General features: G+C 50.4%; 25 protein-coding genes and 1 pseudogene. 17 read left to right on the forward strand and 9 right to left on the reverse strand.

The features are described from left to right. Window positions 1-343: 343 nt before the first annotated feature. Both envC and FY046_RS19960 read left to right on the forward strand, forming a co-directional pair. Window positions 344-1,651 (forward strand): murein hydrolase activator EnvC, encoded by a 1,308-nt coding sequence (gene envC / locus FY046_RS19955; protein ID WP_133846428.1) that lies wholly within the window; start codon window positions 344-346, stop codon window positions 1,649-1,651. A 2-nt stretch (window positions 1,652-1,653) separates the two neighbouring features. Next, a complete protein-coding gene (locus FY046_RS19960; protein WP_159338319.1) occupies window positions 1,654-2,580 on the forward strand; it encodes a divergent polysaccharide deacetylase family protein in 927 nt (308 codons plus the stop codon). Window positions 2,581-2,637: 57 nt separating this feature from the next. On the opposite strand, the gene tdh is transcribed toward FY046_RS19960, so the two are convergent. Then, complete coding sequence (tdh, locus tag FY046_RS19965) at window positions 2,638-3,666, reverse strand: L-threonine 3-dehydrogenase (protein WP_167864807.1); 1,029 nt, start codon at window positions 3,664-3,666, stop codon at window positions 2,638-2,640. Then, a complete protein-coding gene (locus FY046_RS19970; RefSeq protein WP_159338318.1) occupies window positions 3,663-4,874 on the reverse strand; it encodes a glycine C-acetyltransferase in 1,212 nt (403 codons plus the stop codon). Before FY046_RS19970 ends, tdh begins: the two co-directional genes overlap by 4 nt. 229 nt (window positions 4,875-5,103) lie before the next feature. Here FY046_RS19970 and rfaD point away from each other — a divergent pair, with 229 nt between their 5' ends. From rfaD to FY046_RS19995, 5 genes are all read left to right on the forward strand, one after another. Beyond that, complete coding sequence (gene rfaD, locus FY046_RS19975; RefSeq protein WP_133846432.1) at window positions 5,104-6,036, forward strand: ADP-glyceromanno-heptose 6-epimerase; 933 nt, start codon at window positions 5,104-5,106, stop codon at window positions 6,034-6,036. 16 nt (window positions 6,037-6,052) lie between these two features. Then, the gene (gene rfaF, locus FY046_RS19980) at window positions 6,053-7,099 is read left to right on the forward strand and encodes an ADP-heptose--LPS heptosyltransferase RfaF (RefSeq protein WP_171149618.1); all 1,047 of its coding nucleotides are present in this window, start codon (window positions 6,053-6,055) and stop codon (window positions 7,097-7,099) included. Then, on the forward strand, window positions 7,100-8,065 hold the full coding sequence (gene rfaC / locus FY046_RS19985; RefSeq protein ID WP_227535385.1) for a lipopolysaccharide heptosyltransferase RfaC: 966 nt from the start codon (window positions 7,100-7,102) through the stop codon (window positions 8,063-8,065). It begins immediately after the preceding gene. Window positions 8,066-8,446: 381 nt separating this feature from the next. Then, entirely contained in the window at window positions 8,447-9,208 is a 762-nt protein-coding gene (locus FY046_RS19990; protein ID WP_446186415.1) for a glycosyltransferase family 25 protein, read from the forward strand. Between the two features lie 37 nt (window positions 9,209-9,245). Beyond that, window positions 9,246-10,157, forward strand: a complete 912-nt coding sequence (locus FY046_RS19995) for a GNAT family N-acetyltransferase (RefSeq protein ID WP_227535387.1) — start codon at window positions 9,246-9,248, stop codon at window positions 10,155-10,157. A 52-nt stretch (window positions 10,158-10,209) separates the two neighbouring features. Here FY046_RS19995 and FY046_RS20000 read toward each other — a convergent pair whose 3' ends face one another. The 3 genes and pseudogenes from FY046_RS20000 to FY046_RS20010 all read right to left on the reverse strand — a co-directional run bounded on the left by FY046_RS20000 (window position 10,210) and on the right by FY046_RS20010 (window position 13,372). After that, the gene (locus FY046_RS20000) at window positions 10,210-11,634 is read right to left on the reverse strand and encodes an O-antigen ligase family protein (RefSeq protein WP_446186416.1); all 1,425 of its coding nucleotides are present in this window, start codon (window positions 11,632-11,634) and stop codon (window positions 10,210-10,212) included. A gap of 450 nt (window positions 11,635-12,084) precedes the next feature. Then, window positions 12,085-12,288, reverse strand: a pseudogene (locus tag FY046_RS20005) (glycosyl hydrolase family 8); the annotation flags it as partial. Between the two features lie 127 nt (window positions 12,289-12,415). Beyond that, entirely contained in the window at window positions 12,416-13,372 is a 957-nt protein-coding gene (locus tag FY046_RS20010; RefSeq protein ID WP_227535389.1) for a deacetylase, read from the reverse strand. Between the two features lie 160 nt (window positions 13,373-13,532). Here FY046_RS20010 and rfaQ point away from each other — a divergent pair, with 160 nt between their 5' ends. From rfaQ to coaD, 7 genes are all read left to right on the forward strand, one after another. Next, the gene (gene rfaQ / locus FY046_RS20015; protein WP_446186417.1) at window positions 13,533-14,606 is read left to right on the forward strand and encodes a putative lipopolysaccharide heptosyltransferase III; all 1,074 of its coding nucleotides are present in this window, start codon (window positions 13,533-13,535) and stop codon (window positions 14,604-14,606) included. Beyond that, complete coding sequence (locus FY046_RS20020; RefSeq protein ID WP_227535391.1) at window positions 14,603-15,730, forward strand: glycosyltransferase family 4 protein; 1,128 nt, start codon at window positions 14,603-14,605, stop codon at window positions 15,728-15,730. The genes rfaQ and FY046_RS20020 overlap by 4 nt, the downstream gene beginning before the upstream one ends. A 3-nt stretch (window positions 15,731-15,733) precedes the next feature. Next, window positions 15,734-16,840, forward strand: a complete 1,107-nt coding sequence (locus FY046_RS20025) for a glycosyltransferase (RefSeq protein WP_446186418.1) — start codon at window positions 15,734-15,736, stop codon at window positions 16,838-16,840. A gap of 165 nt (window positions 16,841-17,005) precedes the next feature. Further along, complete coding sequence (locus FY046_RS20030) at window positions 17,006-18,007, forward strand: glycosyltransferase (protein WP_227535394.1); 1,002 nt, start codon at window positions 17,006-17,008, stop codon at window positions 18,005-18,007. Between the two features lie 133 nt (window positions 18,008-18,140). Beyond that, window positions 18,141-19,415, forward strand: a complete 1,275-nt coding sequence (waaA, locus tag FY046_RS20035; RefSeq protein WP_133846492.1) for a lipid IV(A) 3-deoxy-D-manno-octulosonic acid transferase — start codon at window positions 18,141-18,143, stop codon at window positions 19,413-19,415. Beyond that, window positions 19,416-20,192 carry a glycosyltransferase family 2 protein gene (locus FY046_RS20040; RefSeq protein WP_133846444.1) on the forward strand — a complete coding sequence of 259 codons (777 nt, stop codon included), beginning with the start codon at window positions 19,416-19,418 and terminating at the stop codon, window positions 20,190-20,192. After that, window positions 20,189-20,665, forward strand: a complete 477-nt coding sequence (coaD, locus tag FY046_RS20045; protein ID WP_133846445.1) for a pantetheine-phosphate adenylyltransferase — start codon at window positions 20,189-20,191, stop codon at window positions 20,663-20,665. Before FY046_RS20040 ends, coaD begins: the two co-directional genes overlap by 4 nt. A gap of 11 nt (window positions 20,666-20,676) precedes the next feature. Here coaD and mutM read toward each other — a convergent pair whose 3' ends face one another. The 4 genes from mutM to radC all read right to left on the reverse strand — a co-directional run bounded on the left by mutM (window position 20,677) and on the right by radC (window position 22,988). Beyond that, window positions 20,677-21,486, reverse strand: a complete 810-nt coding sequence (gene mutM, locus FY046_RS20050) for a bifunctional DNA-formamidopyrimidine glycosylase/DNA-(apurinic or apyrimidinic site) lyase (RefSeq protein ID WP_133846446.1) — start codon at window positions 21,484-21,486, stop codon at window positions 20,677-20,679. 112 nt (window positions 21,487-21,598) lie between these two features. After that, window positions 21,599-21,766, reverse strand: coding sequence for a 50S ribosomal protein L33 (rpmG, locus tag FY046_RS20055; protein ID WP_001051798.1), 168 nt, complete (start codon window positions 21,764-21,766; stop codon window positions 21,599-21,601). A 16-nt stretch (window positions 21,767-21,782) separates the two neighbouring features. Further along, window positions 21,783-22,019, reverse strand: a complete 237-nt coding sequence (gene rpmB / locus FY046_RS20060; RefSeq protein ID WP_062746922.1) for a 50S ribosomal protein L28 — start codon at window positions 22,017-22,019, stop codon at window positions 21,783-21,785. Between the two features lie 297 nt (window positions 22,020-22,316). Next, complete coding sequence (radC, locus tag FY046_RS20065; protein WP_133846447.1) at window positions 22,317-22,988, reverse strand: RadC family protein; 672 nt, start codon at window positions 22,986-22,988, stop codon at window positions 22,317-22,319. A gap of 189 nt (window positions 22,989-23,177) precedes the next feature. Between radC and coaBC the strand changes: the two genes are divergently transcribed. The 3 genes from coaBC to slmA all read left to right on the forward strand — a co-directional run bounded on the left by coaBC (window position 23,178) and on the right by slmA (window position 25,540). Beyond that, a complete protein-coding gene (gene coaBC, locus FY046_RS20070; RefSeq protein ID WP_133846448.1) occupies window positions 23,178-24,392 on the forward strand; it encodes a bifunctional phosphopantothenoylcysteine decarboxylase/phosphopantothenate--cysteine ligase CoaBC in 1,215 nt (404 codons plus the stop codon). Further along, complete coding sequence (dut, locus tag FY046_RS20075; RefSeq protein WP_133846449.1) at window positions 24,370-24,828, forward strand: dUTP diphosphatase; 459 nt, start codon at window positions 24,370-24,372, stop codon at window positions 24,826-24,828. The genes coaBC and dut overlap by 23 nt, the downstream gene beginning before the upstream one ends. A gap of 115 nt (window positions 24,829-24,943) precedes the next feature. Further along, the gene (slmA, locus tag FY046_RS20080; protein ID WP_133846450.1) at window positions 24,944-25,540 is read left to right on the forward strand and encodes a nucleoid occlusion factor SlmA; all 597 of its coding nucleotides are present in this window, start codon (window positions 24,944-24,946) and stop codon (window positions 25,538-25,540) included. The last annotated feature ends 15 nt before the right edge of the window (window positions 25,541-25,555 follow it).

Here is a 25,555-nt window from a genome sequence, read left to right on the forward strand (position 1 = left end):
CAACTCCCGAAAGGGTTAATAAGCTAAAAATAAGGCTTCTGAGTATACCTGCCAGGAGTGTCATGTACAGTCGAGAAGGCCTTCAGAGTTATGATTTCTGCGCCAGTTTACAAAAAAAAGTTGCCTTAAGTGAAAACGGCTATCCTGTGATGACACTGCGGCGAAGTTAAGCGGTGAAATGTTGCGCAATGGGGATTTCTGTCGCGCTGCGTTATGCGCTCGTTTCAGCCGCTTTTGTGCAATTATTCCCACAGGCAGAAGGTCGGGCCTGTTACTGACAGAAATAGAAAACCACTCAGAGATGGCTGGTAAGCTGCTGTTCATCGTGGAATAATCCACGGATATGAGGGAAAAAGCGACAGTGTTACATCCAAGGACCCCGCGTCATTCATCGGCTGTTGTTCAGCCGTTACGCGCAAGCTTGTCCGCCCTGACCGTCAGTGCGCTTTGCACCGGCGCATTGTTGTTCTCTTTTTCCGCGCTGGCCGCCGAAGATAACAAATCACAACTGCAAACCATTCAACAAGATATTGCCGCTAAAGAGAAAAGCGTGCAGTTGCAGAAACAGCAACGAAATCAGTTGCTCGACCAGCTACAAAGTCAGGAAAAAATTATTGCACAGGCCAGCCGTCAACTGCGTGAAACGCAGGGCAGCCTGACCACGCTCAATAAAGACATCACCAGCCTCACCGCCTCGATTAGCAAACTTCAGCAACAGCAAAAGCAGCAGGAAGCGATCCTTGCGCAACAGCTGGATGCGGCATTTCGTCAGGGGCAGCATAACGGATTACAGCTTGTTCTGAGTGGCGAAGAGAGCCAGCGCAGTGAACGTATGCTGGCCTACTTTGGTTATCTCAACGACGCCCGGCAAAAATCAATCGAAGCGCTGAAGCAGACCCGCAACGACCTGTCGGCGCAAAAAACCAGCCTGATCGATAAACAAGCTCAGCAAAAATCACTGTTAGACCAGCAACAAAGCCAGCAGCAAAAGCTTGAAGGCGCTCGCCAGGCGCGCAAGAAAACCCTGACAACGCTGGAATCTTCGCTGGAGAAAGATCAGGCACAGCTCGTTGAGTTACGGCAGAACGAAAGCCGCCTGCGCGACAAAATCGCCAAAGCCGAGCAGGAAGCCAAAGCCCGGGCAGAGCGTGAAGCCCGTGAGGCAGAAAAAGTTCGTCAGCGAGAAGCACAGGCGAAAAGCAAAGGCAGCACCTACAAACCGACCGACAGTGAACGCTCACTGATGTCGCGCACTGGCGGTCTGGGTCAGCCCGCAGGGCGGGCCGTTTGGCCGGTACGGGGCAATATTGAACACCGGTTTGGCGAACAGCTGCAGGGTGAGTTGCGCTGGAAAGGACTGGTGATTGATGCGCCTGAAGGCACCGAAGTCAAAGCGATTGCCGATGGCCGTGTATTAATGGCTGACTGGCTTCAGGGCTACGGCCTGGTGGTCGTGGTTGAGCACGGTAAAGGCGACATGAGTTTATATGGCTACAATCAGAGTGCGCTGGTCACCGTCGGAACCCAGGTGCGTGCAGGTCAGCCTATCGCGCTGGTCGGCACCAGCGGTGGCCGCGGTACGCCGTCGCTCTATTTTGAAATCCGCCGTCAGGGACGAGCAGTCAATCCACAACCGTGGTTAGGAAGATAGTTTTGTTTCAACCTCGAAAACTCAGCGGCCTGCTGGTCGCACTGCTGTTATCCAGTCCGGTCTACGCCGGTAAGCTTTCGATTGTCATTGATGACTTTGGCTATCGGCCGGCTCAGGAAAATCAGGTATTGCAGATGCCTGCGGCTATTTCAGTCGCCGTGCTGCCTAATGCACCCCATGCACGCGAAATGGCCACCAAAGCCCACCAGCGTGGCCACGAGGTACTGATCCACCTGCCGATGGCTCCCCTCAGTAAACAGCCGCTGGAAAAAGATACGCTGCGTCCGGATATGTCGGCGGAAGAGATCGCACGCATTATCCGTGAAGCCGCTGCGGATGTCCCGTTTGCCGTTGGTCTCAACAACCATATGGGCAGCGCGATGACCTCCAGCCTGCCAGGGATGCAGAAAGTGATGCAGGTGCTCGATCACTATAATTTCTACTTCCTTGACAGCATGACCATCGGTAACAGTCAGTCGACCCGCGCCGCAGCGGGTACCAGCGTGAAAGTGATCAAGCGCCGGGTATTTTTGGACGATACCCAGAATGAAGCTGATATTCGTAAACAGTTTACCCGCGCAGTGCGGCTGGCCCAGCGTGATGGCTCAGCGATTGCGATTGGCCATCCCCATCCGGCAACCGTCAGGGTATTACAGCAGATGCTGCCCACTTTGCCCGCTGATATCACCCTGGTGCGCCCGAGCCAGTTGCTCAACGAACCGCAGCGCGTGAACAATAAGCCATTGCCACCAGACAGCAAATCTCAGCCATCCATGCCACGTAACCCATTCCACCCTGGGGATATTTGTCGTGTGAAAGTGGTGCCAGTACCGGCAACGCGGGCGCTGGAAGTCGTGAGCGAAAGCATCAGCAACAGTCCGTTATGGCAGGATTTGAAGAATAAACTGTCAGTGAAGTTCAGTAGATAAGTCTGGAGTCACATACAGGGGCAGACCTTCTGTTGAGGTCTGCCCGCACCAAAATAGTTACGACCAGTTCAGGATCACCTTTCCGGAGTGCCCACTACGCATCTCATCAAATCCCTGCTGAAAGTCTTCAACAGGATAGTGGTGGGTGATCACGGGTGTCAGGTCCAGGCCAGACTGTAGCAATGCCGCCATTTTGTACCAGGTTTCAAACATCTCCCGCCCATAGATCCCTTTGATAAACAGCCCCTTGAAAATCACCTGATTCCAGTCAATAGACATTGACGACGGCGGAATACCCAACATGGCAATACGCCCACCGTGATTCATCACCTCCAGCATGGAACTGAACGCCGCAGGAACACCGGACATTTCCAGGCCAACATCGAATCCTTCCGTCATCCCCAGATCATTCATCACCTGCGACAGGTTTTCCTCGCTGACATTCACCGCTCGCGTAACTCCCATCTGACGCGCCAGTGCCAGACGGTACTCATTCACATCAGTGATCACCACATAACGCGCCCCAACATGACGGCAGATAGCCGCAGCCATGATGCCAATCGGTCCAGCACCGGTAATCAGCACATCCTCACCAACCAGATCGAATGACAGTGCGGTGTGCACAGCATTGCCAAAGGGGTCAAAAATAGCGGCCATATCATCAGAGATATTATCGGGAATTTTGAACGCATTGACCGCCGGGATCACCAGATACTCGGCAAAACATCCCTGACGGTTAACACCCACGCCTACGGCATTCCGACACAGATGCGTACGTCCACCCCGGCAGTTACGGCAATGCCCGCAGGTGATGTGCCCCTCGCCGGAGACACGATCGCCGATGCTAAAACCTGCGACTTCCTGCCCAATGGCCACCACATCTCCCACGTACTCATGGCCGGTGATCATCGGTACCGGGATGGTTTTTTGCGACCACGCATCCCAGTTGTAAATATGGACATCGGTGCCACAGATCGCCGTTTTGCGGATTTTGATCAGCACATCGTTATGGCCGGGTTCCGGGATTGGCGCATCGTCGATCATCCAGATGCCGGGCCGGGGGTGCAGTTTTGCTAATGCTTTCATGGTGTTTCTCCCTGGGGGATCACACGCAGTTCCTGGCCCACCCGGCGGAAGGCTGCGACCGCACGTTCTAACTGAGCCGGGGTATGAGCCGCAGAGATTTGCGTGCGAATGCGTGCCTGACCTTTAGGCACAACGGGATAACAGAAACCCGTGACATAAATCCCCTCCTGCTGTAATCGGGCGGCAAACGTCTGTGCCAGCCGCGCATCGCCCAGCATCACCGGAATAATCGCGTGGTCGGCCCCGGCCAGCGTAAAACCTGCTGCGCTCAAAGCTGTACGAAAATAGCTGACGTTTTCCCACAACCGCTGACGCAGTCCCTGTCCGTCAGCCAGCATCGTCAGTACCTGCCGGGAAGCCGCCACAATGGACGGTGCCAGTGAGTTTGAAAACAGATAAGGCCGCGAGCGCTGCCGCAGCCATTCAACCACCTCTTTTTTCGCGGCGGTATACCCACCGGAAGCCCCACCCAGTGCTTTGCCTAACGTGCCGGTAATAATATCAACCCGCCCCATCACGCCACAGTGTTCATGACTTCCTCGTCCAAGGTGCCCGACAAATCCGACAGCATGAGAGTCATCAACCATCACCAGCGCCTGATAACGATCTGCCAAATCGCAAATACCTGCCAGGTTTGCGATCACCCCATCCATAGAAAACACACCATCGGTGGCGATCAGAATATGGCGGGCACCTTCAGAACGGGCCTGCTCCAAACAGGCTGCCAGTTCAGTCATATCATTATTGGCATAACGGTAACGCCGGGCTTTACACAGGCGAATACCGTCAATAATCGAGGCATGATTTAACGCATCAGAAATCACCGCATCTTCAGGCCCCAACAGCGTTTCAAACAGACCGCCGTTGGCATCAAAGCAGGAAGAGTAGAGAATGGCATCATCCATCCCGAGAAACTCTGCCAGCGCCCCTTCCAGCTGCCGGTGGCTGTCCTGGGTGCCACAAATAAAGCGCACGGAGGCCATACCGAACCCATGACTGTCCATACCTGCTTTTGCGGCAGCAATCAGAGCGGGATGATTCGCCAGCCCCAGGTAGTTATTGGCGCAAAAGTTCAGCACTTCACTGCCATCAGCCAGCATAATGGCCGCCTGCTGCGCGCTGACGATTTGCCGCTCCCGTTTAAACAGTCCCTCACTTTCAGCGCTGATAAGTTGCTCATTAATCTGCTGATAGAATTTCTGATTCACCTTTATCCTCCCAGTTAGATTTTTTGCGATACAGATAACTGAAAGTGAAGCACATGGCTGTTCATATACGCGGAATAATCTGCTTTTTGCCACATAAATCACGGAAAACACCCCCGACACGCCCTCTCCCCCCCCGCCTCTGGCTGTCGACTTCGCGATGAGATGTTATGATATGGGCCATTAGCGAGTGGAACCCCCTGTTCCACCCCACCATTTAGGGTTAAAGCTCATGATTATCGTCACTGGCGGCGCTGGAATGATTGGCAGCAACATCATCAAGGCACTGAATGATAAGGGTCACACCGATATTCTGGTGGTAGACAATCTGAAAGACGGCACCAAATTCGCCAACCTGGCCGATCTGAACATTGCCGACTATATGGACAAAGAAGACTTCTTGATCTCCATCCTGGCGGATGAAGATTTCGGTGATGTTGAAGCGGTATTCCATGAAGGCGCATGCTCTTCCACAACTGAGTGGGATGGCAAGTACATGATGGATAATAACTATCAATACTCCAAAGAGCTGCTGCACTGGTGTCTGGAACATCAGGTTCCCTTCCTGTACGCCTCTTCTGCTGCCACCTACGGCGGCCGTAATGCCGACTTTATTGAAGAACGCCAGTTCGAAGAGCCACTGAACGTTTACGGCTACTCCAAAATGCTGTTTGACCATTACGTGCGCGAGATCCTGCCTGAAGCACAGTCTCAGGTCTGTGGTTTCCGCTATTTCAACGTCTATGGCCCACGCGAAGGGCATAAAGGCAGCATGGCAAGCGTAGCTTTCCACCTCAACACCCAGTTGAACAACGGTGAAAACCCGAAACTGTTTGAGGGCAGCGACAACTTCAAGCGTGACTTCATTTATGTAGAAGACGTCGCCTCGGTTAACCTGTGGTTCTGGGAAAATGCCGTGTCCGGCATCTTTAACTGCGGTACTGGCCGTGCCGAATCATTCCAGGAAGTCGCTGATGCGGCGCTGAAATATCACAAAGACGGTGAAGTTGAGTACATCCCATTCCCGGAAAAACTAAAAGGTCGCTACCAGGCATTCACCCTGGCAGACCAGACCAAACTGCGTGCCGCCGGGTATGACAAGCCTTTCAAAACGGTGGCTGAAGGTGTGGCAGAGTATATGGCCTGGCTGAACCGTAAAGCGTAAGAGGCACTGTTCGGGAATGAAAATTCTGGTTATCGGCCCATCGTGGGTCGGCGATATGATGATGTCGCAAAGTCTCTATCGCAGCCTCAAAGCCGAGCACCCCGATGCCGTCATTGATGTGATGGCACCTGCATGGTGCCGTCCGTTATTGTCACGGATGCCGGAAGTGAATGAGGCGCTGGCGATGCCACTGGGCCACGGTGCTCTGGAGATAGCCGAACGCCGCCGCCTGGGAAAAATGCTGAAGGCAAGCGGCTATGACCGCGCCTTTGTGCTGCCTAACTCGTTTAAATCCGCTCTCGTTCCGTTTTTTGCCGCTATCCCACGCCGCACAGGCTGGCGCGGTGAGATGCGTTACGGGTTGCTGAACGATCTGCGTCGACTGGATAAAACCGCATTCCCACTGATGGTCCAGCGCTATGTGGCGCTGGCGTACGATAAAGCACGTATCCACCACGCCGACGATCTGCCACAGCCACTGTTATGGCCGCAGTTAGCGGTGCAGGAAGCGGAAAAACAGGCGACCGTCAGCGCCTTTGGTCTTGCTTCCGGGCGCCCAATGATTGGGTTCTGCCCTGGCGCGGAATTTGGCCCTGCTAAGCGCTGGCCACATTACCACTATGCTACCCTGGCACAACGCCTGATCGACAAGGGCTACCAGGTGGTCCTGTTTGGTTCCGCCAAAGACAATGAAACCGGGCAGCAGATTCTGGCGGCTCTGGCAGAAGATGCACGCCAGCACTGCCGTAACCTGGCCGGAGAAACCCAGCTGGAACAAGCCGTCATTTTGCTGGCGGCCTGTGATGCCGTGGTCAGTAACGATTCAGGCCTGATGCATATTGCTGCCGCTCTGGATCGCCCGCTGGTCGCCCTCTACGGGCCAAGCAGCCCGGACTTTACCCCGCCACTGTCCCGCAAAGCCCGCGTGATCCGTTTAATTACGGGTTACCATAAAGTTCGCAAAGGTGATGCCGATGAAGGTTACCACCAAAGCCTGATTGATATTACGCCAGAGCGGGTCATGACTGAGCTGGCAACGCTTTGCCCACGGCATGGAGTCTGAATGCGGGTTTTGATTATTAAAACATCCTCAATGGGGGATGTACTGCACGCATTACCTGCTCTGACTGATGCCATGCGCGCTATCCCTGAGATTCGCTTTGACTGGGTAGTGGAAGAGGGTTTTGCTCAGATCCCTTCCTGGCACCCGGCCGTGGATCGGGTATTACCGGTGGCCATCCGCCGCTGGCGCAAACACTGGTTTGGCAGCCAGGCGCGCGAAGAACGCGTGGTGTTTAAACGTGCACTTCAGTCGCGCGAATACGATGCGATCATTGATGCACAAGGGCTGATTAAGAGCGCAGCGCTGGTAACACGTCTGGCGAAAGGTGTTAAACATGGGCAGGACAGCCGCAGCGCGCGTGAGCCGTTTGCCAGTTGGTGGTATGACAAACGCCATGAAATCAGCAAACAGCAGCACGCCGTTCAGCGCACCCGCGAGCTGTTTGCGAAAAGCCTGGGGTATGCGCTCCCGACAACCATCGGCGATTACGCTATCGCCCAGCACTTTACTCAGGCACTCCCCGCCGATGCGAATCAGTATCTGGTGTTTTTGCACGCCACCACGCGCGACAATAAGCACTGGCCGGAAGCGCACTGGCGCGAACTGATCGAGTTAATGCAGCCTTCAGGTTTAACGATTAAATTACCCTGGGGTGCAGAGCATGAGCATCAGCGCGCGTTGCGGCTGGCAGAGGGCTTCGATTTTGTCGAGGTGCTGCCAAAGCTGACGCTGGAACAGGTCGCCCGCACGCTTGCCGGCGCTCGTGCCGTGGTGTCGGTGGATACCGGGTTAAGTCACTTAACTGCCGCGCTCGACCGTCCGAACATTACTCTTTACGGCCCGACCGATCCGGGGTTGATTGGCGGATATGGGAAGAATCAGCATCCTATCATTTCGGCTGAAAAAAATATGTCCACCGTTCAAGTAAATATTGTCTGGCATACCGTTCAACAGGTTATCTCATGAAGAAATTTCACATTATTAATCCGGGGAAAATGAGGGTATTGAACGCCTTATACAGTCCATTCAAACTTATTCTTTATGAGCCGTGCGCGCTCTTTACGCTTTTACGGTTATGATGAGTAATATTAAGGAAGCTATGGTGAAAAAGATTATCGTTTTTTGAAATGCCAAAAATATCAGGGATCGAAACAAGGCTATTTTCCGTCATCAGTATGGTGTTATAAACGTCAGTGAGATCGTGAGAAAATACTGGCGTCCCTTCTGGTAGTATCGATGGCTTAGTCCGACTGCATCACGATGATATGACGACATTCGCCTGCATGATTGAAAATCACTGTCGATAAATCACCCGCAGGTTAGGGCATGTTGATAGGAACTGATCATATGGAAAAAATGAAAACATTTATTATAAATCTCCCAAACTCAATTGACCGAAAAGCATTTATGCAGGAACAATGCCACAGTCTGGGACTGAATTTTGAGTTTTTCAATGCGGTAGCGGGTAAGGATTTTACCCGGGAAGAAGTGATTAAACACTCTCGTAAACTGACAGAAGTGAGAACACCAGGTGAGCTGGGGTGTGCACTGAGCCATATTGAACTTTATCGTAAAATTGTGACAGATAATATCCCTGTCGCCTTGATCCTTGAAGATGATGTTGTATTGAATGGAGATATTTCATCAGTACTTTCCAGCATTGAAAAAAATATCACTGGCCGTGAAATTATATTACTTAACCGGGCTAAACAATACCTGAATCGCGAGATTTACCGCTTCGAAAAAAACGCTGTTTATCCTGTAGCTGAGGCTGATTTGACGTGCAGTTATGTCATTACACAGGATGCAGCAGAAGCGCTATTAACGTTTCTATACCCCGTCTGGTTAGTCGCTGATCGATGGTCTTTGATTCGACAATACGGTGTGGCAAAAGTGAACTGTTTAATTCCTGAAGCCAGTTTTTTGAATGAACTTGCAGAAACAAGTACTATTTCACACAGAAACCAGGAAGATATTGTGCGTGATAATGAAATTGCGTGGCAGGAAATTAAGGCCCGACGCCCAATTAATGTAAAAATCAAAGATATATTATGGCGTTTTTTTTATCGTCACTATTACAAAGTCATTAAAAATGATAAAGTGAAGTAGACATTTTTATCTGCTATATAAGCAGTTAGGGGAGCCAGTGTTGAAGTTAAAGATGAAATTGTTTGGGTGGGTTGAAGCAGATTCCTCTGATTATCGGCTTGCTTATCAAACTTTAGGCGGTAATTTCTCAACGCATCCTGATGCGCTGGAATTTCAGCATAGACATGCTGATTTACAACCCCGATACTTTGTTTCCCGCCACCCGGATAATCATATTCAAGGTGCGATCTGTTTCTGGCGCGACAAAATAGTGGCTAATTCACTGCCCACGCGCAGCATGCTGAAAGAATCAGGTATTCCTGTTCCCAGTGATGAGTTACTTCTGCCCATTGAATGCCAGTTAATGCTGCCTGCTTATCTAAAAACGCTGTCAGCGTTGCATGCTCAGCAGGTGATTAACAGTTCAGTGAAAATGAATTCCGGACGTGAAATCTGTCTGGCTAAAGGGATGGGTGAAGGCGGATTTTCCCGCAAAGCTAAATATTCCAGAAAACGAGAATTAAATAAATTTCTGGAAGCCGGGGGAGAAGTCAGGCCTCACTGTGATTTTAATTCAAAAGAATTAATAGATATCTATTTTGAACTTTATCACATGCGAAGAGGGAAATATCCTCTTAACAGAGAATTGAATGTCTTATTTGTAGAAGGGCTTCGCAATAATATTTTTGGCAACATTCTTTTCTTTAAAGGAACACCCTGCGCATTTCAGCTTATTGTCATGGCAGAAAGTCCGAACTGGATAACATTTGACTATATAAATATTGGTGTCGACCAGCAATTTTCTGAGTACTCTCCCGGTTCCATCCTGAGTTGGATCAACATTAGTGAAGCATGGGATTTATGTCAGAAAAAAGGTAAGGTCATGCGCTATTCCTTTGGCAACCCGAGCTCATCTTATAAAGATCAGTGGTGCTACCGAGAATCGTTACGTCGTGTGTGGTCATTATAATTAATGATATCGGCTGCCTGATGGCAGCCGATATCATTCAGCATATCAACACTCAATTATTTTTATAATATTTAATCACATTAATACTCAGAAGCACTCCGGTAACAAACATAAATTGTTCGAAGAAGTGATCGATTAGATTCCTGTCGACGACTGAACGGCTCAGGAAACCAATGGTAAATATTAATAAAAAGAGAGAGGATCCATCATTATTTTTTATATAAGACCGCCACGCCTGACGAATTATTATGATATTGAAAGCCAACCAGAGCAGAAGCCCAACAATACCATACTGCAGCGCCACTTCCAGCAAACCACTATGGCTTTGAGAGATAGTAATCTCATTGTTAGCATATTTAGTCCTGAGTAACTTGCCATAGATATCTTTACTGGCTCCGTTACCAAGCGGATGATCTTTTATTAACTCCAATGCCTGATGGATAAAAGCAGGGCGACAGGCGTTTGAATTATCAACGCTTGTCCCATTTTCTCTCTTTAGCGTGCTTGGGACAGCATGCGTGTCACTCAGCTCAAAACAGGATGAGTCTACCGGGGCATTCCAGCCAATTTTTACATCTTCGGCCATGGTGCGCCAGCGTGCATCATTTTTCCATGAGGCATATGAAATAGAACACACAACAGCCAATAATATCACAAGACCTAAAAGTAAATTATATTTATTCCTGTGGTTTATTTCTTTGGCTAATACCAGGAAAAACATAGAAACCATACCAGTGGCAAGACCCAGTGTGCCGAAACGCGTATTTGCCAGTATTGTCGATAATACCATTAAAGAAATCAACCCACCTAATACCCCGTTATTAAACGTGAGTACGGATTGAAATTTTAATACCCTTCTTAACGCTTCTGCGATAAGTATGACCGCGACCATATTGATCTGCATACTGAGTTCGGTACGGGTTCTGAAGAGTGCAGTTTGCCCAAATGCGATATTTCCGGTTTCATACCATATCCAAATAATATTTAACACATGTAACATTGGACTAACACAAAAACAGAGAACAATAATACTGATAAATTTTTCTGCTGTAAGGTTAGTAAATGCGTGTTTTAAGACAGGATAAATATAGAGGCCAAGGAAAAATAGCATTACAGGTCGTACCCACATGCCATTCCAGTTCTTAAACATAAGTTTTACATCAGGGGAAAACAATATTCCCGAAATTAAACCAATCAGCGTTATCGATAGTAATATTATCGAAATAGAGCGAATATAACTCTGCCATAAACGAGGATACACAGAGAGTTTAATAACCAGGAACAGAGTCATAACGCAAGAGGTGTAGAGTAAAAAATTACGATGAAAAGGGAGCAAGTTGTTAGGAATTGGCCAAACGATGGCCAGCATAATAACAAATGAAAACAGCATTGAAATAACAGCACGCACAGAAAAAATAAAAATAAAATATTTCTGCCCTGTAGTCTTTATGGAAAGCAAAATAACCCCTCTGAACATTCAGTTACTTGATTCTTATGCCCTATCTTCCCTGTAAATATCCAGATTTACCTAGTGATATGCCTGGTTTAGAGATATCCATATTCTGCTCACAAAAATCGTGTGTTATATTATTAACTCAAAAATCTTTCTGACGTCGTTTTCCCTGCGCATGCTCTTTTTTTTAAAAAAGCCACCTACATTTAGGTGGCTTTTCAAATTTAATCCCGTTAGAGAACGGCTTAACCCGGTATCTGGCTCTCATGAAGCAATGATACCAACACAGGGCTTCCAGTTTAGCCGCAGTCAGGCTGTCACTTCAAGAACTCTATGGGTACACTCTTATTTTTATCCATAAAAGAGAGAAAAAAAAGAAACAGAGCGTAACAATTTGATTCAAACAAGTTCAACCCTGAATCCGCCATTGGTGTGTGGTTGCACCGCAAAGGCTCATTACTTTCCGTCAGCCCCTTAGCAATCCTTCAGCACCAGCCATGTCAGCAGATGCAAACTCGACAAGTAGTGATCCTCACTGCGACCTAACAAATCCATGATATAGCCTGTATCATCCTGCGTTAAATCACGTACCGCCAGTAAGCCACCCGTCGTATTGCACGGCATCTTATTATTACTCAGCACATCAATCCACACAGGTATCTGTAAACGTTGGAGAGTATCCGTTGCAACACAGCGGGATCATACTGGATGGCGATGAACCGCTTTATTATCGAATTCGTTGACTGCCTGAACGATCACCTTTAATAGGATCGCAGTGACACAAAATCACTAACAAGCTCTGATATCAACCCACTTTACTTTGATAATATTCGGACAACGTCATACCGATGGTACGAGATTGCAGCCAACTGAACAGGCTCTCCAGATCACGATATAATTGCTCTATACTTTCATCCGTCTGGAATGTTGGACTTCCCTTTGGCATAAACTCTGAAGAATGCAGCATAAACTCGACATAGTCATTGCCGTTCACCAATGCTTTTTCTGCCACGTTAATCATCTGATCAACATTGCCCCCCGCAGGCCGTAGCCAGTGAACAGAAGGGCTGCGCTTTTTACCACGCGCACTATCGTAGACTGATTTAAGTTGATTCATAAGAGGCGAATGTTTGTACTGAATGCTCATGGGAACTTCCAGCAAAGACGAAGCCCCTGCTTTTGAAATATCCTTTTCATCAATGAAATAGGCGCGCTCGGGAAAATGCTGGTAATTTGTTCCGCCATGACCTTTCGGATCACCGGGTGAGAACTGCCAGTTAACTTTGGGTGTTACAGAACAATCAACGACGTAACCATATTCAATCAGCAGTGCCGCATAGTACTCATTAAAAGCCCAACGCCCGGCACGGTGACTCAACATTTTCGTCTGAAACGTCTCTTCCAGCAGTTGCGTCATAAACGCAACTTTGCTGTGAATTTGCTCCGCAGGATACTCAATCAGATAGGGCTTATACCGCCAATCATCTCCGGTCAGGTCAGATAATGGCGGGCTATTCCAGGCATGTAAATGCATGCCAATCTCGCCGCTCTCACGCGCTATCACATCGCGAGCAAACGCAATATAGACGGGATCGATCGCCATTTCATAGTTGGTCAACCAGGTCGGTTTGAACGCATATTTTTCACACAACTGCTGGAAACGGGGCAAAAACCGAGCATTTTCGGTCGTAATACGATCATGATTCTGCCAAAGGTTATCGCCTTCAGTATCGATGGTGATGAGAAACGCGGGCTTACCCATTTTCCTTCCTGCAGTGAAAATTATCTGCCCGTTATGTTACGTAGCGAACGCCAATTGCGCAAAGTTATTCTCTCCGTGATGAGCTTACAGCCTGCGATACTAGCCACGTCCCAATGACTGCTTTAGAATCAGCGGTTGGCTTACTCAACAGCGATCTCGTATGAAACATCAGGACCTGCCACTTCCTCCACACCAAGCTGCCCGCATTCTGGTGATCAAGTTTCGTCATCATGGCGATATGCTATTAACCACTCCGGTTATCCACTCGTTGAAAGCGGCCTGGCCCAATGCCGAGATCGATGTATTACTGTATGAAGAAACGCGTGCCATGCTGGCTTATCACCCGGATATCAACAAAATTTATGCCATTGATCGCGCGTGGAAGAAACAGGGGATTCGCTTTCAGCTGCGACAGGAATGTCACCTGATCAAAAAAATCAGGAAACAGCGTTATGATATTGTCGTAAATCTTGCCGATCAGTGGATTAGCGCGGTGATTACCCGATTGACGAAGGCTCCTGTACGGCTGGGTTTTGATTTTCCCAAACGTCGTGGTGTTCTCTGGCAGTACTGCCATACTCATTTAGTTCCGACAAACACACATCATAATTTGCATACCGTCGAACAAAATTTGTCACTGCTGGAGCCTCTTCAACTGCCTAATATCGACAGCACTGTCGGCATGTATTATGCAGATAGCGACCGCCAGTCTGTGCTACAGCGCCTCACTGGTGTGACTAAATATATTGTCGTACAGCCTACTTCACGATGGTTTTTCAAATGCTGGAGTGAGAGCAATATGGCAGCCGTCATTCAGGCACTCCAGGATGAAGGGCATACCATTGTCCTGACCTCCGGCCCCGATCGCAAAGAACTGGCGATGGTCGACACCATCCTTGGTAACCTCTCATCACGTGGCAATGTTTTTTCCCTGGCTGGCCAGCTGACACTGAATCAGTTGGCGGCCCTGATTGACTCGGCGGAACTGTTTATCGGTGTAGACTCGGTTCCCATGCATATGGCTGCCTCATTACAAACCCCATGTATCGCTCTCTTTGGTCCATCAAAACTGACGTCCTGGCGGCCATGGCAGGTGAACGGAGAGGTGATTTGGGCTGGGGATTATGTCCTGCTGCCAGAACCGGATGCTGTCGATACCAAAACAGAAGAGCGTTATCTGGATGCTATTCCAGTGGAAACCGTGCTAAGCAGCGCAAGGAGATTACTGGCATGACACCGATTCGGCTGGCGATTGTGCGCCAGAAATATCGTCCCGATGGGGGTGCTGAACGCTTTATCTCACGTGCACTGGAAGCGCTGGATAATCAGGCGATGGATCTCAACGTCATCACGCGTCAGTGGCAAGGTCAGCACCAGAATAACTGGAAAATTCATCTGTGCGATCCGTTTAAATGGGGACGCATCAGCCGCGAGCGCGGATTTGCCGACGCGGCAAGAACCCTCTGGCAACGTGAGAAATTTGATATCGTTCAAAGTCACGAACGTATTGCGGGTTGTGATATTTATCGTGCCGGAGATGGTGTTCACCAACGATGGCTGGAACAACGTTCACTCGTTCTGCCCACCTGGCAGCAAAAACTGCTCATGAGCAATCGCTATCATCGTTATGTGATGAAGGCTGAACGAGAGATGTATCAGGCTCAAGAACTCAAAGCCGTCATCTGTAATGCTCAGATGGTGAAAGATGAAATTATCGAGCGTTTTGGCGTTGCCAGCGACAAAATCCATGTCATTTATAACGCTATCAATACGACTCAATTTACTCCCGTCGATGACGCCGAGCGTCATGAACTTCGCACCCGGCTTGCTCTACCACTCAATGCCTGCGTACTGATCTACGTCGGTTCAGGTTTCGAACGAAAAGGGCTGGCTGCAGCTATCAAAGCCATTGCAGGGACTGACCGTTATCTTGTCGTTGTCGGTCAGGATAAAGCCGAGAAGCAGTATCGCGCATTAGCCAACAAACTGGGCTGCGCTGAACGGGTTATCTTCACGGGTATGCAAACGGACACGCGGCCATGGTATCAGGCATGCGATGGCCTGCTATTGCCGACGCTGTATGACCCTTTCCCCAATGTTGTTCTTGAAGCAATGGCATGTGGTTTACCCGTGATCACAACCACCAGCTGTGGCGGTAGCGAATTTATTAAAGAAGGGGAAAATGGCTATGTCTGCGATGCACTGGATATTACCTCCCTGCGAGATGCGGTGATGGCATTGCCTGACCAGGCCATCGGCAGTGAAATGGCAAGACAGGCGCGTGAACGCGTGATGGGTTCTTCTCCCCAGCATTTATCTCAACAGCTCATCTCTCTTTATCAAAAAATATTGGATTAACCGATGCGTATCTTAATGATTATCGATGGATTACCCGGTGGTGGTGCGGAGAAAGTTGTCCTGACACTGTGCGAAGGTATGCAACAGATGGGCCATCAGATCAGCCTGTTTTCATTGCGTGATGTCTGTCATTACACACTGCCTGACGGAATCGACTACCAGGTGATAGAGAACCATAGCAGCGCCCCCTGGCATAAAATGACCGAACTCAGCCGCCGAGCTACCGCACTCGACCAGGCAGTCGCCAACAGAGAAAAACAGAACGGATCTTATGATCTCATTTTCTCTCATTTGCATAAAACCGACCGCATTGTTGCCCGTTGCAAGCGTCTGGCCGCTGAAAAACTATGGTTTTGCATCCACGGTATTCTTTCAAACTCGTATCTTGGGCACCGCAGTGGGTTAGATCATTGGCTAAAAAAGCGCAAAACAGCCAAGGTGTATCAGCAGAAAAACATCGTTGCGGTTTCAAAAGCTGTTGCAGAAGATTTGACGCAAAATCTGCTGGTTTCTCCGCGATGTTTGGCAGTGATTAATAATCCTTTTGATATCAGCACAATACTTACTCAATCCGCTCAACCTTTTTTGCGCACAGAAGAACCTTATGTGGTCCACGTCGGACGTTTCCACCCCCATAAACGTCATGATCGTTTGCTGAAGGCGTTTGCGAAATCAGGAATACCCGCAAAATTAGTCCTGGCAGGAACGGGAGATGAGCAGCAAATCACGGCAGTTAAACAGCAGGCACAGGAACTTGGCATAGCTGACCGTGTTATTTTCGCTGGTTTTCAGGCCAACCCTTACCCATTAATCAAACATGCGAAAGTATTAGTGCTCAGTTCCGACAGCGAAGGCTTCGGCAATGTGCTTGTTGAAGCGTTACTCTGTGGGACGCCGGTTGTTAGTACTCGATGCCCCGGAGGGCCCGCCGAAATACTGGAAAGAGTAGGTATGAATGATGCGCTGTCAGGGTTAACAAGTGATTCACTGGCCACTAAACTGGCACAAATCTATCACTCGCCACCGAAAATCGATCATCAGCAATTAATGGGTTACGATTTGCAGCACATTTGTCAGCAATATCTTGCACTTAAAAAACTGCCTACCTGATGACTCGCGAGTAACGGTAATACTATGTCTGCGGTGCCGCTGCCCATTACATACTCAGGCAGCACTAATCCAACCCATAACGCAAAAATTTGCTGAAATCTGTAGCATTATTTAACTAATTGAAATTAAAATAAATTGAAATTTCTCAGACAAGCGACTCTGTCTATGCCGTCATTATCCCCTCTGCTTAGTGTCATTGTTCCGTTACATAATGCGGGAGTGTTATTTGATCCATTTATGGCCTCCTTGCTCAGGCAGACCTTCCAGGATCTGGAAATCATTATTGTTGATGATGGTTCAACAGATGGTTCAGGTGAGCGAGCAGATCAATATGCCAGTCAGGCAACCAATATCCAGGTTATCCATCAGGAAAACGGCGGCGTTTCGCGTGCACGCAATGCCGGGCTGCAAAGGGCTCGGGGGAAGTATGTCGCATTCCCTGATGCTGACGATATACTCGACCCGAAACTTTACGACACCCTGGTGATGCTGGCACTCGCTGATGATCTTGATGCCGTACAATGCAACGCCCTGCGCGCCAACTCACCTACGGATGCAGGCCAGGTACTATTGCCCCTAAACCGTTTGCGCTCAACCTGCGTCATGGATGGTTGCACATGGCTAAATCGGGCATTAAAAACCCGCCGCTATTTACATGTCGTTTGGCTGGGGATCTACCGAGCCTCCTTAATCAAGGAGGCCGGACTGCAATTTGTCCCCGGACTGCATCACCAGGATATTCCCTGGACCACTGAATTTATGCTGAACGCGCGCCGCGTGCGCTACACAGAACAAACACTCTATCGGTATCTTATCCATCAACAATCCATCAGCAATCGCCGTCGAACCGGTCGGGCTGATGTGATATACCAACGCCATTATTTGAAAATTTGCCATCTGCTGGAAAAAATTAATCAGCGCTATCAGGACAAAGTCAAAATTTATCGGCCTCTACATTGGCAGATAACCCGGGAAGCGCTAAGTGTTTGTCATGCCATCCGGCGTGAACCAAACCAGGCCGCAAAACAGGCCATGATTGCCGACATCTGGCGTACACAGACTCATCTCCGCATGCTACGCAATGCACGCGGTATTAAGCAGTGGTACCAACTGCTCCTGTGGCTGACTCGCCTGCTGCTATGGCGCAAAAACCTCCGTAAAAGTTAAGCCTGCTAACGACAGCAGGCTCCCTACAATGAAGTAGTGTGAGCAGGCCTCACTTATCTGCTAACATGCCGCATTGTTTCTCTTTTTTCGGCTATCCCTGGGCATATGTCTCTGTTCAACTGAAAACAATGTGATGATTACCATTTATACCGCCTTGCTGTATCTCATTCAGCCTCTCATCTGGCTGCGCCTCTGGCTACGTGGTCGAAAGGCTCCTGCCTACCGTAAACGCTGGGCTGAACGTTATGGATTTTGCACGGGGAAAGTGAAGCCAGAGGGTATTCTGCTGCACTCCGTATCGGTCGGTGAGACACTGGCGGCGATCCCTCTGGTTCGTGCGTTGCGCCATCGCTACCCCGACCTGCCGATTGTCGTCACCACCATGACCCCGACGGGATCGGAGCGCGCCAGTTCGGCATTTGGCAAAGATGTTCATCACGTTTACCTGCCCTACGACCTACCCGGCGCAATGAATCGCTTCTTCGATACCGTTCGTCCGCGACTGGTGATCATTATGGAAACCGAACTATGGCCCAATATGATCACTCAACTGCATGCCCGTAAAATCCCTCTGGTCATCGCCAATGCGCGCCTGTCTGAACGTTCAGCAAAGGGTTATGCAAAGATCGGCAAATTCATGAAACGCCTGCTGCAACGCATCACACTGATTGCCGCGCAGAATCAGGAAGATGGCGAGCGTTTTATCGGTCTGGGCGTCAAGCGCTCACAGCTTTCAGTTACCGGTAGCCTGAAATTTGATATTTCTGTCACACCTGAGTTGGCGGCACGTGCTATCACCTTGCGCCGTCAGTGGGCACCCCGTCGTCCGGTCTGGATTGCGACCAGTACCCATGAAGGCGAAGAGAGCATCATTCTGGAAGCACACCGTAAGCTACTGGAACGTTTCCCCAGCCTGCTGCTGATTTTGGTGCCACGCCATCCGGAACGTTTCGATACCGCACGCGCACTGACCCAAAAAGCCGGGTTCAGCTATACCTTACGCAGCAGCGGTGAAATCCCCTCTGGCAGTACTCAGGTCGTCATTGGCGATACGATGGGCGAACTGATGCTGTTGTACGGTATTGCCGACCTCGCCTTTGTCGGTGGCAGTCTGGTTGAGCGTGGTGGCCACAATCCGCTGGAACCGGCTGCGCATGCCATTCCGGTGTTGATGGGGCCACATATCTTTAACTTTAAAGATATCTGTGCACGCCTGCAGCAGGCCGATGGCATGATCACCGTGACCGATGCCGACTCGCTGGATAAAGAGATTGGTACCCTGCTGACGGATGAAGATTACCGCCTTTACTACGGCCGTCATGCCGTTGATGTGCTCCACCAGAATCAGGGTGCATTACAACGTCTGCTACATTTACTTGAACCTCATCTGCCACAGCGGAATCATTAAATGCGTTCACGCCAGACACTGTCGGTAGTGATTATTGCCAAAGATGCGGCAGACCTGCTGCCAGAATGTCTTGAGTCAATCAGTTGGGCAGATGAGATCATCCTGCTCGACTCAGGTAGCAGCGATGGTACCCCGGACATTGCGAGCCGCCATGGCGCAAAGGTCTTTCACTCTGAGGAGTGGCATGGATATGGTAAACAGCGCCAGCTGGCACAGAGCTATGCCAGCCATCCGATGATTTTGATGATCGACAGCGATGAGCGCGTCACTCCTGAACTAAAACAAACCATTGAAAAGGTGCTGGAACAGCCGCCATCTTCCACAGTGTACAGCATTGCACGGCGCAACCTGTTCCTGGGGCGTTTTATGCGTCACAGTGGTTGGTATCCTGACCGAGTCACCCGCCTGTACCCCCGTCAATATCAATACAACGATAACCAGGTACATGAATCGCTGGAAACGGCGCAAACGAAAGCCACACCGTTACGCGGCGATCTGCTGCATCTGACCTGTCGGGACTTCTCTGCATTCCAGTGGAAACAATTCGCCTATGCGGAAGCCTGGGCGAAACAACGCCATCAGCAAGGCAAACGCTGCGGTATCGCGGCTATTTTTGGCCATACCATCGGCGCTTTTCTGAAGACACTGGTACTGCGTGCGGGTTTTCTTGATGGTAAACAGGGCTGGCTGCTGGCCGTGGTCAATGCACAATATACTTTCAATAAATACACGGCCCTCTGGGCTCTTAATCACGCATCCAGGAACGGCAGACTATGAGCACCAAAGCCATCTACCCCGGTACCTTTGATCCAATGACCAACGGGCACCTCGATATCGTGACCCGCGCCGCGCTGATGTTTGATCACATCATACTGGCGGTGGCGGCAAGCCCGAGTAAGAAGCCTATGTTCTCACTGGAGGAACGCGTCGCGCTGGCAAGCGAAGTGGTGGCACATCTGCCGAATGTTGAAGTGGTGGGATTCAGTGACTTGATGGCTAACTTTGCCAAAGCGCAGCAGGCCAATGTGCTGGTACGTGGCCTGCGGGCGGTGTCTGATTTTGAATACGAACTGCAACTGGCGCATATGAACCGTCACCTGATGCCCACGCTGGAAAGCGTATTTTTGATGCCTTCCGAAGCCTGGTCCTTTATCTCTTCATCCCTGATGAAAGAGGTGGCGCGCCACGGAGGGGAAGTCCAGGCGTTCCTGCCTGCCCCGGTGTATGAGGCACTGAAAGCGAAACTCTGATCAAGAGCGGCTTACTGCTGGCAGTGACGGCAGAAAAAGGTGCTGCGCTGCCCGTGCTTACTGCTCTCGATTGGCATGCCGCACTGTCGGCAAGGTTCACCCGCACGGCCATAAACCTGCAGTTCCTGCGCAAAATACCCGGGCTTACCGTCACTTTGTAGAAAGTCGCGTAAGGTAGTACCACCTTGCTCAATAGAACGCAGCAGGACCGCTTTGATGGTGGCAACCAGCAGCCCGGTGTCGGCTTCAGTTAAGTCCATTGCAGGACGATCGGGTAAGATCCCCGCCACAAACAGCGATTCACTTGCGTAGATATTTCCCACGCCCACCACCACTTTGTTATCCATCAGCCAGGGTTTGACCGCTGTACGCTTACCCCGTGATTTTTCAAACAGATATGCGGCTGAAAAATCCTCGCTAAGCGGCTCTGGCCCCAGATGCGACAGCACAGAGCTGGCGGCAAGGTCAGGACACCACAACCAGGCACCAAAGCGGCGTGGATCGGTATAACGCAGAACCTTACCGTTGCTCATGACAAGATCAACATGATCGTGCTTTGCCGCAGGCAGGTCTTCCGGCAATACGCGCAGGCTGCCCGACATTCCAAGATGCACAATGATCCAGCCTGTTGGCAGTTCCAGCAGCAGATATTTAGCACGGCGCTGGACGCTCAGAACGGGCTGGTCACTCAGAGCATGGATTTCTTGCGAAACAGGCCAGCGAAGGCGTGCATTACGCACCACTGCATGCAGAATCGTTGCTCCAACAAGATGTGGCTCGATCCCGCGTCGACTGGTTTCGACCTCTGGTAACTCTGGCATTGCCTCGCCTCCGTAGCGCCTGGCCAATTTTTCACACTGCAGCGTACTATACAGAAAACCCCAGAAACAAAAAAACCCGGCCGGGGCCGGGTTTTTCATCCACTGAGATTAATTACTTAATCTTAGCTTCTTTATAGATCACGTGCTGGCGGACAACTGGATCGAATTTCTTCAGTTCCAATTTTTCCGGCTTAGTACGTTTGTTCTTCGTGGTGGTATAGAAGTGACCTGTACCAGCAGAAGAAACCAGCTTGATCTTCTCACGAATACCTTTAGCCATGTTTCAGTTCCTTACCTTAGTACTTCTCACCGCGGGCACGGAGATCGGCCAAGACCGTATCAATACCCTTTTTATCAATTACGCGCATGCCATTGGCAGATACGCGCAGTGTAACGAAGCGCTTTTCGCTCTCAATCCAAAAACGATGAGAGTGCAGGTTCGGCAGGAAACGGCGTTTCGTCGCGTTCATTGCGTGGGAACGGTTGTTACCCGTTACCGGACGCTTGCCAGTTACTTGGCAGACTCGTGACATGTCTATTCTCCAAAAATCAAATCAGCTCGAGCTTTAAAAATAAGGTTCTGGCCGCCTCGTCAGGCTTATAGCCCATCCAGGCGAGTTCTATGTGAACCCGCTGAGTAGGCTCAAACGCCAAACCCGAGATTCTCAAAGGTGGCGTAGTATACGCCCTGAAGCGCGACCGCTCAAGTCCCGAACAGATAAAGATCCCTAAGGATCGCGTACATTTGTCTTTTTTGTACAGGAAGCATCCGGTTTATGCACTGTAATTCCTGAACTAAATCGTAAAACGGTTAAATAACAGCCCACTCATTATAGCCATCCCCGCTCAGCAAAAGACACATACTCACCCCGCCCGATCACCATATGGTCAAGTACCCGGATATTCATCAGGGTACAGGCACGCACAATTTGCTGCGTTATATCACGATCGGCGCGGCTGGGTTCTGCCAGCCCGGATGGGTGATTATGCGCCAGAATGACCGCCGCTGCATTGCGTTTTAGCGCTTCGCGTATAATCTCACGGGGGTGCACTTCAACGCTGTTGAGCGTGCCACTGAACATTTCACTGGTATGAATGACCCGATGCTGATTATCAAAAAAGACCACCTGGAAAATCTCCCTTTCCCGGTGCGCCAGTGAGCTGTTAAGAAAATCCAGCATCTGTTCAGCACTGCTGACAACACGGTTTTCCAATGCCTGCTGGCAGGTAAAGCAGCGCCGGGCGAGTTCGGCCACCGCATTGAGTTGCGCATATTTTGCCATGCCGATACCGTGAATCGCCTGAAAATCTTCGGCGGGTGCCGTCATCAATTGGTGTAACGAGCCAAATACGTCAAGCAACCGCTGCGCCAGCGTCATCACGTGGACCCCACGCGTTCCGATGCGCAGGAAAATAGCCAGCAGTTCAACATCACTCAGCGTTTGTGCGCCACATTTCAACAATTTTTCACGCGGGGGTAACCCCATCCAGTTCTCATCCATCTGCCGTTTCTCCTTCCTGAAGATAAAAAAGCATGGCATTATATACAGTAGTTTCCTATTGCGATGTGCTGACTTTACGCGCCAGCTCGCAAAAAATGTGTGGTGCTAACCCGCCCGCCGGAGTGTGATAAAATAATCAGATTACGGCGCGAGAGCACCGGGCAGGCTAAACAGAAGGCGAACAGCAACATGATGGGATTAACCGGAAAACGTATTGTTCTTGGCGTCAGTGGGGGGATCGCTGCCTATAAAACCCCTGAACTGGTACGCAGGTTACGCGACCGTGGCGCAGAAGTACGTGTCGTCATGACTCACGCAGCGAAAGCCTTTATCACCCCACTCAGTTTGCAGGCTGTATCTGGCTATCCGGTTTCCGACGATTTACTCGACCCGGCTGCTGAGGCCGCTATGGGTCATATTGAATTGGGGAAATGGGCAGATCTGGTCATCCTTGCCCCTGCAACTGCGGACCTGATCGCCCGTGTTGCCGCGGGTATGGCGAACGACCTGGTGACGACCCTTTGCCTCGCAACGGCAGCACCGGTGGCAATTGTCCCGGCAATGAACCAGCAGATGTACCGCGCACTGCCTACCCAGCATAATGTACAACTGCTGGCACAACGCGGAGTGCTGGTTTGGGGCCCTGACAGCGGCAGCCAGGCCTGTGGCGATATCGGCCCAGGGCGTATGCTCGACCCGCTGGCGATTGTTGACCTGGCGATAAACTGGGCTGCTCCCGTCAACGATCTGCAACATCTCAATATTATGATCACCGCCGGCCCGACCCGGGAAGCACTCGATCCGGTGCGTTTTATCAGCAATCACAGCTCAGGAAAGATGGGGTTTGCTATTGCGGCGGCGGCGGCGCAACGCGGTGCCAGCGTCACGCTGGTGGCGGGCCCGGTTACGTTGCCGACACCGGCAGGCGTTAATCGTATTGATGTCACTTCGGCGCTGGACATGCAGCAGGCAGTGATGGCGCAGGCAGCCGCTCAACAGATCTTTATTGGTTGTGCGGCAGTAGCCGACTACAGGGCGGCGGCAGTGGCGGAAGAAAAAATCAAAAAACAGGGCGAAGAAATCACCCTGCGAATGATAAAAAATCCCGATATTGTGGCAGGTGTTGCAGCGATGCCGCACGACAGACCGTATGTTGTAGGATTTGCCGCTGAAACCCAGAATGTGGAAGAATACGCACAACAAAAACGGACGCGCAAGAATCTGGACTTGATCTGCGCCAATGATGTAGCCAAAACCGGGCAGGGTTTCAACAGTGATACCAATGCTCTTCACCTTTTTTGGCAGGAGGGAGATAAAGCCTTACCGCTCTGCGATAAGACACTCCTTGGCCAACAGCTATTAGACGAGATTGTCAGCCTTTATGATGAAAAAAATCGACGTTAAGATTCTTGATGCGCGAGTCGGCACCGACTTCCCCCTGCCAACCTACGCCACGTCAGGTTCTGCCGGGCTTGATTTGCGTGCCTGCCTGGATGAAGCCTTTGTGCTTGAGCCTGGTGTAACAACGCTGGTGCCAACGGGTTTAGCGATTCATATTGCTGACCCACAGCTGGCTGCCGTGATCCTGCCGCGTTCCGGGCTGGGGCATAAGCATGGCGTCGTTCTGGGTAACCTGGTCGGTTTGATCGATTCCGATTATCAGGGTCAACTGATGGTTTCCGTCTGGAACCGTGGGCAAGACTCCTTTACTATCGAACCCGGCGAACGTATTGCGCAGATGGTTTTCGTGCCTGTCGTCCAGGCCGAGTTCAATCTGGTCAACGACTTTGACACCAGCGTGCGTGGTGAAGGTGGTTTCGGCCATTCTGGTCGCCAGTAATTCTCCACGGGCCGCACAACGATAATCTGAATTGACTCGCCGTGACCACGCGTTCACGGACGTTGTGTGGGCCTTTGCCCGTTTTATGGTGATGTTTTCAGGGGTCTTTTAAGACATGGTAGAAAAGAAGAGTGCGAAAAGGAATCGCCGCGAAGAAATTCTACAGGCGCTGGCGCAAATGCTGGAGTCTGGTGATGGCAGCCAGCGCATCACCACCGCCAAACTGGCGGCGAATGTAGGGGTTTCTGAAGCAGCGCTTTACCGGCATTTTCCCAGCAAAACCAAGATGTTTGACAGCCTGATCGAATTTATTGAAGACAGCCTGATTACGCGCATCAATCTGATTCTGAAAGATGAAAAAGAGACGCTTCCGCGCCTACGTATGATCACTCAGTTAATTCTGGGCTTTGGTGAGCGTAATCCGGGTTTAACGCGCATTCTGACCGGCCATGCGCTGATGTTCGAACAGGATCGCTTACAGGGGCGTATAAACCAGCTTTTTGAACGTATTGAGGTGCAGCTGCGCCAGGTGATGCGTGAGAAGAAAATGCGTGAAGGTGAAGGGTTTATTACCGATGAAACGCTGCTGGCCAGCCAGCTACTGGCATTTTGCGAGGGATTGCTGTCACGGTTTGTTCGTTCCGAATTCCGCTATCGCCCTACCGTCGACTTCGACGTACGCTGGCCACTACTGGCCGCACAACTCGTGTAATGTTGCGGGTCGACC

It is taken from the genome of Erwinia sp. 1181_3, from assembly GCF_052824965.1.